The 15960-nt window shown below is 63.0% G+C and carries 10 protein-coding genes; 3 read left to right on the top strand and 7 right to left on the bottom strand.

What is annotated here, in order from left to right; all coding sequences use genetic code 11:
- Positions 1-292 precede the first annotated feature (292 nt).
- The 3 genes from ACF8FG_RS10990 to ACF8FG_RS10980 all read right to left on the bottom strand — a co-directional run bounded on the left by ACF8FG_RS10990 (position 293) and on the right by ACF8FG_RS10980 (position 4831).
- Entirely contained in the window at positions 293-1054 is a 762-nt protein-coding gene (locus ACF8FG_RS10990) for a siderophore-interacting protein (protein ID WP_014589895.1), read from the bottom strand.
- Entirely contained in the window at positions 1047-1592 is a 546-nt protein-coding gene (locus ACF8FG_RS10985) for a PadR family transcriptional regulator (RefSeq protein WP_014589896.1), read from the bottom strand. Before ACF8FG_RS10985 ends, ACF8FG_RS10990 begins: the two co-directional genes overlap by 8 nt.
- 89 nt (positions 1593-1681) lie before the next feature.
- Positions 1682-4831 (bottom strand): transglycosylase domain-containing protein, encoded by a 3150-nt coding sequence (locus ACF8FG_RS10980; protein ID WP_392518782.1) that lies wholly within the window; start codon positions 4829-4831, stop codon positions 1682-1684.
- Positions 4832-5222: 391 nt separating this feature from the next.
- Here ACF8FG_RS10980 and ACF8FG_RS10975 point away from each other — a divergent pair, with 391 nt between their 5' ends.
- On the top strand, positions 5223-6641 hold the full coding sequence (locus tag ACF8FG_RS10975) for an amino acid permease (protein ID WP_003254987.1): 1419 nt from the start codon (positions 5223-5225) through the stop codon (positions 6639-6641).
- A gap of 36 nt (positions 6642-6677) precedes the next feature.
- Here ACF8FG_RS10975 and ACF8FG_RS10970 read toward each other — a convergent pair whose 3' ends face one another.
- Together ACF8FG_RS10970 and ACF8FG_RS10965 are read right to left on the bottom strand one after the other, a co-directional pair.
- The gene (locus tag ACF8FG_RS10970; protein WP_318078929.1) at positions 6678-8297 is read right to left on the bottom strand and encodes an FMN-binding glutamate synthase family protein; all 1620 of its coding nucleotides are present in this window, start codon (positions 8295-8297) and stop codon (positions 6678-6680) included.
- Positions 8298-8582: 285 nt separating this feature from the next.
- Positions 8583-12863 (bottom strand): DEAD/DEAH box helicase, encoded by a 4281-nt coding sequence (locus tag ACF8FG_RS10965; RefSeq protein ID WP_318078930.1) that lies wholly within the window; start codon positions 12861-12863, stop codon positions 8583-8585.
- 136 nt (positions 12864-12999) lie between these two features.
- On the opposite strand from ACF8FG_RS10965, the gene ACF8FG_RS10960 reads away from it, so the two are divergent.
- A complete protein-coding gene (locus ACF8FG_RS10960; protein ID WP_014589900.1) occupies positions 13000-13413 on the top strand; it encodes an NUDIX domain-containing protein in 414 nt (137 codons plus the stop codon).
- On the opposite strand, the gene metR is transcribed toward ACF8FG_RS10960, so the two are convergent.
- Positions 13397-14314, bottom strand: coding sequence for a transcriptional regulator MetR (metR, locus tag ACF8FG_RS10955; RefSeq protein WP_003254981.1), 918 nt, complete (start codon positions 14312-14314; stop codon positions 13397-13399). The two genes, ACF8FG_RS10960 and metR, sit on opposite strands and share 17 nt — an antisense overlap.
- Before the next feature lie 195 nt (positions 14315-14509).
- Here metR and ACF8FG_RS10950 point away from each other — a divergent pair, with 195 nt between their 5' ends.
- Positions 14510-15505, top strand: a complete 996-nt coding sequence (locus ACF8FG_RS10950; RefSeq protein WP_392518781.1) for an alpha/beta fold hydrolase — start codon at positions 14510-14512, stop codon at positions 15503-15505.
- 117 nt (positions 15506-15622) lie between these two features.
- Here the strand turns inward: ACF8FG_RS10950 and ACF8FG_RS10945 are convergent, their stop codons facing one another.
- Positions 15623-15958, bottom strand: coding sequence for a GlpM family protein (locus ACF8FG_RS10945; RefSeq protein WP_014589902.1), 336 nt, complete (start codon positions 15956-15958; stop codon positions 15623-15625).
- Positions 15959-15960: the final 2 nt, after the last annotated feature.

Here is a 15960-nt window from a genome sequence, read left to right as displayed (position 1 = left end):
GGCGGCGCGTTGCTTGGCACCGGCTGGGCCGGTGTTCGCGGGTGAACCCGCTCCTACAACGGCCTGTGCCCAACAATCGATTTGTGTCCAACCACCGATTTGTGCCCAACCGCCGATTTGTGTCCAACCACCGATTAGTGTCCAACCGCCGATTTGTGTCCAACCAGCGATTTGTGTCCAACCGCCGATTTGTGTCCAACCAGCGATTTGTGCCCAACCACCGATTTGTGTCCATCCCCGATCAGTGTAGGAGCGGGCTTGCCCGCGAATACGGCAGATCAGGCAATCACGTTCACTCGTCGTCGGCAGTCCCGTTGGCCCGCCAGTAGGCTGCAGCCTTTAGCGCGTCTTCCTTTACCCCTTTCTCCAGCAACAACGCCTTGGCCTGGCGAGTCAGGGCTTTTTCCAGCGCCACCCAGGCATACAGCCGACCTTGCGGCAAGCTCAGGTTCCGCACCAGTGCCAACAAGTCTTCCTCTTGGCGACGTACCCAGATCACTTCCACCTGGGCCTTGCTTGGCAGCGGCTGGCGCTCCTGCTCGTCTTCGATCTGGATCACTGCCAGCACCTGGCGGCCCGCCGGCAACTCCTCCAGCCGACGGCCAATCGCCGGGATGGCAGTCTCATCACCGATCAGCAGGTAGTTGTCGAAAATATCCGGCACCACCAGCGAGGCCCGTGGCCCTGCGATGTCCAGGGTTTGCCCGGGCGCGGCTTGCGCGGCCCAGGTAGAGGCAGGGCCGTCGCCGTGCAGCACGAAGTCGATGTCCAGCTCATGTGCCACCAGGTCGATGCGCCGTGGTGTGTACTCGCGCATGGTGGGCCGCGCGCCACCGTCCTTGCCCAGATTACGGGCCTCGATGGCCTGTCGTTGCTCCGGCGTTTCGGCGAACAGCAGCTTGATATGGTCGTCGCTGCCCATGCTGGTAAAGCCTTGCAGCTCGGCACCCCCCAGGGTGATCCGGCGCATGCGCGGGGTCAGCTCGGTGACCCGCAGCACCTGCAGACGGCGCTGGCGGATCTCGTGGTTTACGCGGTGAATGGTGTCACTCATGGGGCGTCTCCCTGAAAGGTTCGGTGGGCCCGGAGGCGATGGCCTTGGCGGTATGGTTGAGCAGGTCACGGACCCGTTCGATTTCTTCCACTGTCCAGCGGCCGCTGTGCATGTGCAGTGCATGGCGCAGGTTGCCGACCGCTTCATGAATCTCTGGTGGGCGGTCGTGGCCGCGCAGGGCGCGTTTGCTGACCTCGATGCGCATGCGCACGCCATCCAGGGCTACTGCCTGATCCGCCAAGGCGCTGCGGCCGGCATCGGTGATGGCATACAAGCGTTTGCTGCCTTGTACCTGGCCGCTGATCAGTTCGGCCTCTTCAAGGAAGTTCAGTGTGGGGTAGATCACCCCTGGGCTTGGGCTGTAGCTGCCGTCGAACAGATTTTCGATCTGGCGGATCAGGTCGTAACCGTGGCCGGGTTGCTCGGCCAGCAAATCCAGCATCAGCAGCTTGAGGTCACCCGGGGCGAAAACACGCGGGCCGCGCTCGCCACGGGCGGGGCGCCGCTCGAAGGGATCATGAGAGGGATGTTCGCGCATAAGGATAGGGCTCCGTCGTTTGCGATATATCGTAAGATATTACTCAAGATATATCTAAAGACAAGCCCTTCAATGCTGATGATTATCATCTACTGCGTCGATGTGTTCCCTGCCGGTGGCGGTGTGTGCAGGGCAACCTGTGGCGGCTTGCACTCATTCGGATTGCCCGGCTGCAGGTAAGGCATGAGGATCGGTGCCATGCCCTTGAGCACCTGCACCGGCAGCGCCGAGGTAAATTTGAACGCTTCTGCCGTGCGACCCGGCACGAAGGCGGTCAGCGTGCCGAAATGGTTGTCGCCAAGGAAGAACACGAAGGTGGCGGTGCGGTTCAGCGAGCGCGAGCCGATCAGCCGGCCGCCGGCGCCGAAACTCTCGATTCGGTTGTCGCCGGTACCGGTCTTGCCGCCCATCACCAGCGGCGTGCCGTCCTGCAGCTTGAAACTGCCGGAAATACGCCGCGCGGTACCTGCATCGACCACTTGCGACATGGCGCCTTTGAGGGCACGCGCCACTTCGACTGGCAGAATTCGCACGCCCCGGTCAGGGTCTGTGATCAACTTGGTCTCGTAGGGTGTATTGGCTGCAAAGTGCAGGGTGTCGATGCGCAGGGTAGGCAGGCGAACACCGTCGTTCTGGATGATCCCGACCAGTTCGGAGAGGGCAGCGGGGCGGTCGCCGGAGCTGCCGATGGCGGTGGCCAATGAGGGCACCAGGTGGTCGAATGGATAGCCCACGCGTTTCCAGCGTTGGTGGATATCGAGGAAGGCTTCGATTTCGACCATGGTGCGGATGCGGCTGTCACGAGCGCCCTGGTGGCGGCTCTTGAACAGCCAGCCGTATACCTCCTGGCGTTCGAAACGACTGGCGTTGATCATCTCGGTCAGTGTCGAGCTTGGGTTCTTCAGCAGATAGCCAAGCAGCCACAGGTCCAGCGGGTGGACCTTGGCGATGTAACCCTGGTCAGGCAGGTCGTACTTGCCGGGGCCGTAAGCTACGTACATCTCGGACAGACGGCCATCGGTCAGTTTGCCCAGCACGACCTTGTCACCCTTGAGGTGGGCACGCACGAACGCGTTGAAGGTTTCCTGGCTTGCCTCGGGGAACAGGTAGCGGTGTACCGCCGCCAACCGCTGTGGGGTCACGCGCATGCTGTCGAGGAAGGTGTCCAGGCGTTGTTGCGAGGTTTTGCGCTGGTACTTCTTCCAGAAGCGCATCAGGTAGTTGGTGCCTTCCTTGTCGGCAAAGCGCGCAAGGTACTCCTGGCGGCGCGGGTCGGCATCGTCCTTGAGCAGCGGCACGCGATTGTACGGCTGCTGGTAAGTCACGTAGCGCACCAGGTCGCGCATCAGGCGGATGAACGGCAGGTTGATCGACTCGCGCAGTGCATCCTTGAGTGTCGGGTTGCGGTTGTTGTCTTCCTTGCGGAAGTTGTTGAACACATGCATCCCGCCACCGGTGAAAAACGCTTCGCCGGTGTTGGCCGAGTACTTGCGCTCCAGGGCGGCGTCGAGCATGGCGTCCAGGCTCTGGTTCTTGCTGTTCTGCGCCAGCCATTCCAGCGACCATTGCGTGATGCGGTCGAGTTCGGCCACTTCGACCTTCTTCAGCTCGGCGGCAGGTTTGCCAGCGTACTTGTCGTGCAGCTCGGCGATAATTTCCAGGTAGGTGGTCAGTACCCGCAGCTTGGCGGTTGAGCCCAGCTCCAGCTTGCTGCCTTCATTGATGTCGAAGGGCTGGTTGGTGCTGTCGGTCTGCACCCGTACCCGCGAGCCATCGGCGGTGCGCTCGAACAAGGTGAAGCTGTAGTTCACCTGGTCGGTGGTCTTGGCGGTGAGCAGCCGCTCGCCGATCAGGCCGATCTGTGCGGCAAACTCCGGGTCGGCAAGGTTTTTCAGGTACTGGCTGACCTGTAACTGCAGGTCGGCCTGCAAGGTACTGGTGGCTGACACGTCGAGGCGGTCGAGGTCGTACAGCGGGCGGTTGAGCATGGCCGACAGGCGGTTGCGCGCCAGGCTGATGCCCTTGTTGGTGATGATCGGTACGATGGTCGGCTGCGCTACCCAGTCACGGTACACCGCCTTGCTGGCCAGCGCGGCATCGGCCAATGGCTGCTCGATGACCCTGTTGGCGGTAAGCACGCGAATGTGCGAGTCGGTGAGTTCGGCCAGCTCGACCCGGCCCTTGGACAAGTAATGCGAGGGGCGGCGCTGGGCAATCATCAGCGACAGCACCTGGCGCATAGCCAGGCCACGCGCAGCCATGCTCTCGGGGTCGGTGGCGGTGGCGTTCAGGGCCTGGTTGACCTGGTCGAAGTCGGCGCCGTACCACACCCGCAGGCCCTCGGCCATGCCATGTACCTCACCATGCCCAGGCACGGCCGACAGCGGTACGCTGTTGAGGTAGTCGCGCACGATGCGCTGGCGTGCCTCGGTGGTGTCGGGGCCGCCCTGGTAGGCACGCACGCTGGCAGAAATCATCTGCCGGATCTTCTCCGCGCCCGACACCGTCAGGCCGTCGGGTGAGTGGCGATATTTCTCCAGTTGTGTGGCCAGGGTGCTGCCGCCGGCAGACTGGCCGGGCAGGGCCAGGTACTTGGCGACCTGGCTGTAGGCGGCCTTGGCAAAGCGTGGCCAGTCCACTGCCGGGTTGTTACGTGGGTCCTTGGTATCCAGCAGGTCGCGGTTTTCGATGAACAGCAAGCTGTTGACCATCACTGGAGGGATCGCTGCAAAGTCCGGGTACAGGTGCTGGGGGTAGTTGTACTGGTACAGCGTGTCGCCGCGGCAGTCGGTGATCGACAGGCCGGCCTGGATCTTCTCTATATAGGGAGCGAACAGCCCATGTTCGACGTAGTTCATCAATGCGGGTGAGAACTTCACCTGTTCGCTGATGAGGTAGTCGCGCTTGAGCAGGCGTGGCAGGAATTCACCCAGTGCGCTATAGCCCAGGCGTTTGTCGAACGGCCCGTCACCGGGGTAGATGATGGCATCGCTGGGACCGGGTTGCAGCGAATAGGTCAGTGTACTGGCCAGTTTGCTGAACTCGCGCGATTGCAGTTCGGAGGTACGGAATTCGTCATACGCGGCAACACCGATGGCTACCAGTGCCACCAGCAGGATGAGGATGATCAGCCGCCACCATAACCGACGCTGACGGGGGGACTTGGGTTGTGGCGTCTCGGCCGGAGGTATCTCGGGTGCTTCCGTTCTGCTTGGTTCCGATTGCCACAGTGCGCCCATAATCTTCTATCCGGCCAAGTATTTTCGTCTTGCTTGTCTGAAGCTTAGACGTTGAGTGGATAGGGTGAAAAATTTGTAAGAAGAAGGAAAAAGTCATGTGGGGCTATGCGGCTTTGGTGTGGGTTCCTTCAACGGACGATGTTGCTATGGTGCCTTGGCGATTCGTGGGGCACGTTGAGGCCCCAGAGTTCTAGCCAAATTTCAGCACATATACAGTGAAAACACCTACAACGGTCTTCCTATACTGCTCGCCCCCTTCGCCCTGCCGGGCGCTCTAGTCCGGCACATGGGCCGGCCCACAAGGCCAGCCTGGCAAGCCAACGCCACGCCTATCGGCATGGTCGCGGCTGCACGAAGGTCAAATCCAATAACAAAATGAGGTTGTATTGCTATGCCAGTCGGCAACCACTCTGCCCACGGCCAGGCCACTGAAGGCGGCCCGCTCAAGCGTGAACTGGGCGAACGGCACATCCGCCTGATGGCGCTGGGCGCCTGTATCGGTGTCGGTCTTTTCCTCGGTTCGGCCAAGGCGATCGAAATGGCCGGTCCGGCCATCATGTTGTCCTACATCATCGGCGGCCTGGCCATCCTGGTGATCATGCGCGCCCTTGGTGAAATGGCCGTGCACAACCCTGTCGCCGGCTCGTTCAGCCGTTATGCCCAGGATTACCTCGGCCCATTGGCGGGCTTCCTGACCGGCTGGAACTACTGGTTCCTGTGGCTGGTGACCTGTGTTGCCGAAATCACGGCAGTGGCCATCTACATGGGCATCTGGTTCCCCGACGTTCCGCGCTGGATCTGGGCCCTGGCGGCGCTGGGCAGCATGGGCGCGGTCAACCTGGTGGCGGTGAAGGCTTTTGGTGAGTTCGAGTTCTGGTTCGCGCTGATCAAGATCGTCACCATCATCGCCATGGTGCTTGGCGGCATCGGCATCATTGCCTTCGGCTTTGGCAATGACGGTGTGGCAGTGGGGATCTCCAACCTGTGGAGCAACGGCGGCTTCATGCCCAATGGTGTGACTGGCGTGCTGATGTCGCTGCAGATGGTGATGTTCGCTTACCTGGGCGTGGAAATGATCGGCCTCACCGCCGGTGAAGCACGCAACCCGCAAAAGACCATTCCGCAGGCCATCGGCTCGGTGTTCTGGCGCATCCTGCTGTTCTACGTCGGCGCGTTGTTCGTGATCCTGTCGATTTACCCGTGGAACGAAATCGGTAGCCAGGGCAGCCCGTTCGTCATGACCTTCGAGCGCCTCGGCATCAAGACCGCCGCCGGCATCATCAACTTCGTGGTCATCACTGCGGCGCTTTCGTCGTGCAACGGCGGCATCTTCAGCACCGGGCGTATGCTCTATAGCCTGGCGCAGAACGGCCAGGCGCCGGCGGCCTTCGCCCGCACCTCGAAGAACGGCGTGCCACGCAATGCGCTGCTGCTGTCGATCGGCGCGTTGCTGCTGGGCGTGCTGGCCAACTACCTGGTGCCAGAAAAAGTCTTCGTCTGGGTGACCTCGATCGCCACCTTCGGTGCGATCTGGACCTGGGTGATGATCTTGCTGGCGCAGTTGAAGTTCCGTGCCGGCCTTACCACTGCCGAGCGCAAGGCACTGAAGTACCGCATGTGGCTGTGGCCGCTGAGCTCGTATCTGGCACTGGCCTTCCTGGTGCTGGTGGTGGGGCTGATGGCGTACTTCGAGGATACGCGTGTGGCCCTGTACATCGGCCCGGCGTTCCTGGTGTTGCTGACAGTGCTGTATTACACGTTCCGCCTGGCGCCGAAAGACGCACAAGGTGTGACCAGTACAGCCTCCTGACCTGACGTGGGGCCGCTTTGCGGCCCCAGCGTTCTCTCAGGCCGCCACTTCGCTGTGCGGCTCGAAACTGTCCGCCCGGGCCAGTTGCCACATCCGCGAATAGAACTGCCCGTTCACCTCGCCGGTCAGCAGCTCACCTGGCTTCAAGAACACATGCATCTGCGAGAACAGCTTGATTTCGGTGGCCGAAATGCGCCGCACCAGGTGCTTGGCCTCCAGTTGTGCCGGATGCTCCAGGCCTGCCGCCGCCAGCATTTCTGCCAAGGCACGCAACGTGTTGTGATGGAAGTTCAGCACCCGCTGGGCTTTGTCGGGCACCACCAGCGCGCGCTGGCGCAGCGGATCTTGCGTGGCCACGCCGGTCGGGCACTTGTTGGTGTGGCAGCTTTGCGACTGGATGCAGCCGATGGCGAACATGAAGCCGCGTGCCGAGTTGGCCCAGTCGGCGCCAATGGCCAGCACGCTGGCGATGTCGAAGGCGCTGACAATCTTGCCGCTGGCGCCCAGCTTGATCTTGTCGCGCAGGTTCAAGCCGACCAGGGTGTTGTGCACGAACAGCAGGCCTTCACGCAGTGGCACGCCGATATGGTCGGTGAACTCCACGGGCGCTGCGCCGGTGCCGCCTTCCTTGCCATCGACGACGATGAAGTCGGGCAGGATGCCGGTTTCCAGCATGGCCTTGGCGATGCCCATGAATTCCCACGGGTGGCCCAGGCAGAACTTGAACCCCACTGGCTTGCCACCGGACAGCTCACGCAACTGGGCAATGAACTGCATCATTTCGATCGGTGTCGAGAAGGCGCTGTGGCGCGACGGTGAGATGCAATCCTCGCCCATCAGCACGCCACGGGTTTCGGCAATTTCCTGGGTGACCTTGTGTTTGGGCAATATGCCGCCATGGCCGGGCTTGGCGCCCTGGCTCATCTTGATCTCGATCATGCGCACCTGAGGGCTGCGCGCCTGGGCGGCAAAACGTTCGGGATCGAAGCGCCCATCTGGCGTGCGGCACCCGAAGTAGCCGCTGCCCAGTTCCCACACCAGGTCACCACCGTGCTCGCGATGGTAGGGGCTGATGCTGCCCTCGCCGGTGTCATGGTGGAAATTGCCCAGTTTGGCGCCCTGGTTGAGCGCACGGATGGCATTGGCACTGAGTGAGCCGAAACTCATGGCCGAAATGTTGAAGATCGACGCGGAATACGGCTGGCTGCACTGCGGCCCACCGACGATGACGCGGAAGCTGGCCGGGTCGGCCAGCGGTGCCGGGCGCATGGAGTGGCCGATGAACTCGAAACCGGATTCATATACGTCGATCAGGGTGCCGAAAGGTTTGTCCGAGGCTTCGTTCTTCGCCCGGGCATACACCAGCGAGCGCTGGGCGCGGGAGAAGGGCAGGGCATCGCTGTCGGACTCCAGCAGGTACTGGCGGATTTCCGGACGAATGGCCTCGACCAGATAGCGGATGTTGCCAAGAACCGGGTAGTTGCGGCGGACGGCGTGGCGCTGCTGCAGCAGGTCGAACAGGCCGATCAGGCTGAGAATGCCTGTGGACAGGGTGAACGGCCACAGCCATTCGTGGTGGCTGAAGGGGAGGCTCGCCAGGGTGAACAGCACACAGGCGGCGAAGAAGGCATAGCGACTGAGAAGTGACAGGCTCATACAGGGTCCTTGCGATGGCGCGGTCAGGCTCAGGGCCTGGGGGCAAACCCCGACCATAGCCAAGTTGCCGGGCGCTGCAAAATAAAATTGGGGTAGCGAAAATCATTCTCGACCCGAGCCAAATTGCCTGGGCGCAGCGCAGATCGGTGGTGGGCACACATTGATGATTGGGCGCAGGCCGTCGTGTAGGAGCGGGTTTACCCGCGAAAGGGCCGGGCCTGCTGGCCAATTTCTACCCGCCGGTCAGCGTTGCCGCCGCCACCGTATTCGCGGGTAAACCCGCTCCTACAGGGGGTCGCGCAGCAGTTTTTGCCGCCAGCTTTCCTGCTCCTGTGCGGACGCCTCGACCAGATACGCGTAACGCCCGGCCATCCGCACCGCCACCGGTATTCCGTCGCGATACAGAAGCCGGTTGCCAATCACTGCCGGCACTTTCGCCCCGGGCAGCAACGAGCCGATCAGGTTCAGCGGGTCACCGGCGCTCACCACCTGCAGCGTTCCGTCCGGTTCACGTCGTCTCACTTGCCGCAGCAATACTACCGCCTCAGGCACGGCGAACTGTTCACCGGCCAGCCCGGCAATGAAGCGCCCGCCCCGGATCTCGCCACGCGCTTCCAATCGGTGATAGCAGCGCAGCAGCTCACGCCAGGGCGGCAGTACATCACTCTCGCGCGCCAACAGCCGCCAGCAGATCACGCCATAGCGGCGCAGCAGCGTGCGGGCAATGTGCTCCAGGCGCTGGTCGTGATCCGGGGGGGCATCGCTGCGGCGCAGCAGGGCCCAACGTCCGGCATGCGCCATGCTGCTGGAAAGCGGCGGGTGGCCTCGGCGGCTGTTACGTGAGCTGCGCTTGGTTGCAGGCGTGATCAGGCTGCGCAAGCCAGTGAAACTGTCCGCCCCGGCCAAGCCCGAGCCCACCAGCTCCTGCAGTGCAGTTTCCAGTTCACTGGGCAGCAGGTGTGCCTCATGTGCCAGTTCATCGAAGAACAGCGCACCCTGGGTTTTCAGCGCTTCGTGCACACGTTGCGCACGTAGGCCAAGGGCGTCGACAGCAGGTGCGGGCGCCAGGCTGCGCCACGTGTTCAACTGGTCCCGCGGCAGCAACACCAGTGGGGTACTGGTCAACGTGCTGCTCGCCACTGTTGCCGCCAGCCGGCTCCAGGCAAACTGGCCGCTTCGGCAGGCTTCGTCGAGCCAGTGCGGACTGTAGTCTTTGATACGCGCCGGCAGCAGTTCCGCCTCCCAGGCCGCTGCTGCGCTGGGGAACCCTTGTAACTGGCCCAGCACTTCGGCCACCGCCTGCGGACCACGCAGGCGCTCGTCTGGCGCCAGGTGCTGCCAATCGAACAGAAAGCGCATGAAGTCTTGCAGGCTGACCGGTTCGATCTCGCGGCGCAGGCGTTTGACCGTGTAGCGGTGGATGCGTGCCAGCAAGTGGCGTTCGCACCATTGCAGGTCAGTTGCACCTGGGCTGAAATGCCCGCGCAGCACATAGCCTTCGGCTTCCAGGCGGGCCAGAGCCTGCTCGATATCGGTTACCGGTTTGCCCAATGGCGCAGCGATCTGCGCCAGGGTCTGTGGGCCATGGCCGCTCAGGCGGGCGCGCAGCAGTTCGCTCAGTGCGTTGTCGGGCTCGATGGGCTGGTCGAAGCCAGCGAGCCGTTCGAGCGCTGGCTCCCTGTGCGCTGTGGGGTACAGTGCCAGCAGCAGGTTCAGGCGTTCGCGGGCCAACCAGAGCTTTTCATCGGGCAGGCGCAAGGCACGCCCGGCCTTGGCCAGCTGCCTTAGCAGCAAATCCCAGCAGGGGTTGGCATCTATCTCGACCTGAGCGATGGCACCCAGGCTCATCAATGCTTCGTGCATTTCGTCGGGATTGGTCGGCTGTGGCCAGGCCTCGGCCGCGACGGCAGCAATGGCATCAGCGTCCAGCGCGCCCAGGTCGTCGCTACTGTGCACGTCGTTCCAGCGCCGGTTGAGCACCGCCTGGGTACGTCGTTCTTCCAGTGGCGCATCGTCCAGAAAGGCATAAGGCCGGGCGTTGAGAATCGCTGAAGCCAGCGGCGAGGGGGCGGGCAAGTCTCGGCACAGCAAGCGCACTGCACCGCTTTCCATGCGCCGCAGCAGGGCCAGCCAGCCTTCGCTGTCCATCGCCTCGTGCAGGCAGTCGTCGAGGGTTTGCTCGACCAGCGGGTGGTCGGGAATCTGCCGCTCGCCGACGATGTTCTCCAGGCAGGCGATCTGGTCGGGGAACACGGCAGCAACCAGGTCCTCACTCTTCATGCGCTGGATTTGTGGCGCCACCTTGCGTCCGCCCACAAAGCGCGGCAGTGCCATGGCCACGCCTGCATTCCAGCGCCAGCGCACGCCAAACAGCGGTGCATCGAGCAGGGCCTGGATGAGAATCGGCTCGGCGCTGTGGCTGTTCAGGTAACGCCACACTTCGTCCAGCTCGAAACTGTGGCTGGTCGACAGTGACAACACGATGGCGTCCTCGCTGGCGGCAGCCTGCAATTCGAAGTTGAAGGTGCGGCAGAAGCGCTTGCGCAGGGCCAGGCCCCAGGCGCGGTTGATGCGGCTACCGTAGGGTGAATGAATGATCAGTTGGGTCCCGCCGGACTCATCGAAAAAACGTTCCATCACCAGCGTATCCTGCGAGGGCAGGGCGCCAAGCACTTCACGGGTGCGGGCCAGGTAGTCGAGCAACTGGCCCGCACAAGCTTCGTCCAGTTCGAAGGTCGCCTGCAACCAGGCCAGTACCTCCACCGTGTCGCCGCCTGCCTGCGCCAGTTGCTGGTCGATTCCCGCCTGCAGCCGGGCCACGGCTGCCGACAGTTCGTCACTGCGCCCCGGCGCTTCACCCAGCCAGAACGGAATGGTCGGTGGCAGACCATGAGCATCCTCTACGCGCACCCTGCCCGGCTCGACGCGCAGAATACGATAGGAGGTGTTGCCCAGCTGGAAAATATCGCCAGCAATGCTTTCCACGGCAAAGTCTTCATTGACGCTGCCGATGTTCAGCGCCTGCGGTTCCAGCAACACGGCGTAGTCGGCGTTGTCGGGGATGGTGCCGCCGCTGGTCAGCGCGGTCAGTTGGCTGCCACGTCGGCCACGCAGCGTGCCGCTCACTGCGTCACGGTGCAAGTAGGCACTGCGCACACCCTGGCGGCCGTTGTAGCCCTCGGCGAGCATGCGCAGCAGGGCCTGGTAATGATGCTGGTCAAGCTCGGCGTAAGGTGTTGCCTGGCGTAGGCAATCCAGCAGATCCTGTTCGTGCCACGCCTGGTTGCTGGCTTCTGCGACGATCTGCTGGGCCAGTACATCCAGCGGTGCCCGGGGGATGTGCAGTGCGTCCAGTTCGCCCTGTCGAACGCAGTCAAGCAAGGCAACGCATTCGATCAGGTCATCGCGTGAAGTGGGGAACAGGCGCCCCTTCGGCACACCATCGACCTGGTGTCCAGCGCGGCCAACCCGTTGCAGGAAGGCGGCAATCGAGCCCGGCGAGGCGATCTGGCAGACCAGGTCGATATCGCCGATATCAATGCCAAGCTCCAGCGATGCGGTCGCTACCAGCACCTGGAGCTGGCCGCTCTTGAGCCGCTGCTCCGCATCCAGGCGCAGCGCTTTGGACAGGCTGCCATGGTGTGCGGCAACCGCCTCCTTGCCCAGCCGGTCGCTGAGGTGGCGGGTGATACGTTCGGCCAGGCGCCGGGTGTTGACGAATACCAGCGTGGTGCGGTGTTCACGGGCAAGTGTGGCCAAGCGGTCATACACCAGGCCCCAGACATCGGTGGCCATCACCGCCCCCAGCGGTACCGGCGGCACTTCGATGGCCAAGTCACGCTTGCGGGCATGGCCGATATCGACAATGGCGCAGGGGCGCCCGCTACCCATCAGAAACTGTGCCACCCGTTCGACCGGGCGTTGTGTAGCGGACAGGCCGATCCGCCGCAGTGGCTTTTTGCACAAGGCTTGCAGGCGCTCCAAGGTCAGGGCCAGATGGGCGCCACGCTTGTTACCGGCCAAGGCATGGATTTCGTCGACGATTACCGTGTGCACATGGGCCAGGCCTTCACGGCCAGAAGCCGAGCCCATCAGCACATAAAGCGATTCGGGGGTTGTCACCAGAATGTGCGGGGCCAGCTTGCGCATGGCGGCGCGTTCCTTCTGCGGAGTATCGCCGGTGCGTACCGCCGTGGTGATGCGTGGGGCGTTCAGGCCTTGCTCTGCAATGGCTTGGCTGATGCCTTCGAGCGGGGCCTGCAGGTTCAGACGAATGTCATTGGACAGGGCCTTCAGAGGTGAAACGTAGATCACCAGGGTCCGTGCGGGCAGTTCGCCCTGGTGCTTCATGCCTTCACGCAGCAGCTCATCAAGCACGGCCAGAAAAGCGCTCAGGGTCTTGCCTGAGCCGGTTGGCGCGGCCAGCAGCATGGATTGCCCGGCGTGGATCAACGGCCAGGCCTGAGCCTGGGCATCGGTGACCGTGGCGAAGTGGCGGCGGAACCAGGTGCTGACGGCAGGGTGGAACAGCTCGAGCACTGGGTGGTGTTTGGCGGGCAGGTTCATGTGTTGTTTATGGAGGGTGTGCAACAGGTTGGCAAGGGGCCGCTCGTCTGCCAGGCCGATACAGGAATGACCGGCCTTGTCAGGCCAATGACCCCATGGGATCCTCGCGGGTCATTTTATTCAGCGAGCCCACTTCATGCCCAACATCATCCGCATCGCCGCCGCCCTGCTGATCGACCCTCAGGGCCGCACGCTGCTGGTGCGCAAGCGTGGCACCGAGGCTTTCATGCAGCCAGGCGGCAAGATCGATGCCGGTGAAACGCCGGTGCAGGCGCTGGTGCGCGAGTTGCAGGAGGAACTGGGCCTGCGCATCGACCCGGCTCAGGCCATGCACCTGGGCCAGTTCAGTGCCCCCGCCGCCAACGAACCAGGCTTCGAAGTGCAAGCTGAACTGTTCCGTGTCGACAGCGCCGCTGCCGTGGTGCCGGCCGCAGAGATCGAGGAGGTGGTCTGGCTGGCTGCAGATCAGGTGCCCGGCATGCGACTGGCTCCCCTGACCCGCGACCTGATCCTGCCGCTGTATCGCCAGGCGCTCAACGCACCGCGCTGACACCGTCGAGAGTGGCGAACGAGGTGTCCTTGGCCGTCAGCAAAAAATCGCGCATGTACGGGGCATCGAGCATGTCGGTGCGTACGGCGGCATAAAGCGTGGCAAACAGGCCTTTCTCGCCCAAGCGTTTGCCCTTCACATAGCCACGCGAGCTGTACTCGTGCAGTGCCCAATGCGGCATGCCGCATACGCCACGGCCACTGGCCACCAGCTGCATCATCATCACCGTCAGCTCTGAGGTACGCACGGCGGCTGGCTCGATGTCGGCCGGCTCCAGGAAGCGCGTGAAGATGTCCAGGCGATCGCGCTCCACCGGGTAGGTGATCAGCGTCTGGTCGAGCAAGTCTTGCGGCACGATGTAAGGCTTGCTGGCCAGCGGGTGCTGGTTGGCCACTGCCAGCATCGCCTCGTAGGTGAACAGCGGCACATAAGTGATGCCTGCCAGGTCCACCGGGTCGGAGGTCACCACCAGGTCAAGGTCGCCGCGGGCCAGGGCTGGCAGCGGGGCGAAGGCAAAGCCCGAGGCCAGGTCCAGTTCCACTTCCGGCCAGGCATCACGGAACTGGTCGATGGTCGGCATCAGCCACTGGAAGCAACTGTGGCATTCGATAGCCATGTGCAGGCGTCCGGCAGTGCCTCCGGCCAGACGTGCGATGTCACGTTCGGCACTGCGCAGCAACGGCAGGGTGGCATCAGCCAGTTGCAGCAGACGCAGCCCGGCACTGGTGAAGCGGATCGGCTTGGTCTTGCGCACGAAAATCGGGAGGCCCAGGCGCTCTTCCAGCTCCTTGAACTGGTGCGACAACGCCGACTGGGTCAAGTGCAGGCGTTCGGCGGCCTCCACCAGGCTGTCGGCTTCGCGCAAGGCATGAAGGGTTTTCAGGTGACGGATCTCCAGCACAGATGACTCCGGGGTGTGGAATTGAAGAAACAGGGAATGAATTGAGTTTCTCTCATGATGCGGCATCTGTCGACTGGGCGATCGTCGCACCGCCTGGCGGGAGTCATGAAACTGTCACCGAACTGTGGCAGCGCGCCCGAACAGAATTCATCAGACTCGCGCTCTACTGGGGATCTGCATTCTGGTATTTCTTTCATGCGGGCTTTTTGGCTTTTTCTTTTCTTCCTGTTCAGCGTACCGGCGAGTTTCGCCGAACAGCACTGTGACGCCCGGGTGCCGGTGCAACGTGCCGAACTTGGTGCCGTCAGCCTGGTATACCAAAGCGTGGGTGCGCCACGCGACCCGGCCTTGCTGCTGGTCATGGGCTTGGGCGGGCAGCTGATTCATTGGCCAGATGATGTGGTCGAGGCATTGTGCCGCCAAGGTTTTCGGGTGATCCGCTATGACAACCGCGATGTCGGCCTGTCACGCTGGAACCAGGTGACACCGCACGCCAACCTGACGCTCGAACTGTTGCGTTACAAGTTGGGCCTGCCCGTGTCGGCGCCCTATACGCTGACTGATATGGCCGATGACGGCTTGCGCCTGATGGACGCGTTGGGCGTGCGCCAGTTTCATGTATTGGGGGTAAGCATGGGTGGCATGATTGCGCAGCACCTGGCGGCGATGGCGCCCGAGCGAGTGCGCAGCCTGACGCTGGTCATGTCCAGTTCAGGGGCGGCGGGGCTGCCGGCGCCGGACCCGGCGCTGGTGCAGTTGCTGGCCCGGCGCAGCGCACCGAACCGAGAAGTGGCAATCGAGCAGCAGGCCGACCTGCTGGCGGCCTTGGGCAGCCCTGAGGTACGGGACGACCGCGAAGTGTTGCTGCACCAGGCGGCGCAGGCCTACGACCGGGCGTTCAACCCTGACGGGGCCAAGCGCCAGATCATGGCGATACTGGCCGAGCCGAGCCGCGTCGAGTTGCTCAACCAGTTGCGAGTGCCGACCCTGGTGGTACACGGCACGGCTGATCCGTTATTGCCGGTCATGCATGGCGTGCACCTGGCGGCGCATATCCAGGGCAGCCAGTTACGCTTGATCCCGGGGTTGGCGCACCGTTTTCAGGAGCCGTTCAAGGCGCCGTTACTGGGGGCGGTGTTGCCTTATTTGCAGGCGCATAGGCAAGCGGTCACGCACATCGCAGGGCTCTGAATCCGCGCTGGCTGCTTCGCGGGCTTGCCCGCTCCCACAGGTGCTGCACCGATCTCAGACATTGTGGAGACCCTATGGGAGCGGGCGAGCCCGCGAAGCAGCCAGTGCCGATTTCGATCAGTGCATCCGCACCCACACAGTCACCAGCACAGTCGCGGCGATCAGCCAGGCCAGCGTGGCCAGCGCCATCGAAGGCTCGAGGCGCAAGCGGTCGACCAGTACATACAGGGTTGCCAGGTACACGAAATACGGAATGATCGACCACATGCCAAACAGGATGGTGGTCTTCAGGTCGGCAATGCTGCGCCCCTTGCCGACGATGTAGTGCGCAATCAGGGCAAAGGTGGGGAACAGCGGCACCAGTCCTGCGATGTAGTAGTTGCGCGTTTTCGACAGCACCGCCAGCAACAGCACTACGCCTGCGCCCAGGGCCGCTTTGAATACCAGGTCCACGT

Origin of the sequence: Pseudomonas sp. YQ_6 (assembly GCF_043103245.1) — a bacterium.
In the GTDB taxonomy this organism is placed as follows: Bacteria; Pseudomonadota; Gammaproteobacteria; order Pseudomonadales; family Pseudomonadaceae; genus Aquipseudomonas; species Aquipseudomonas alloputida.
Note: the sequence above shows the minus strand (reverse complement) of the source record. Positions and strands in the feature narration are given on the sequence as shown.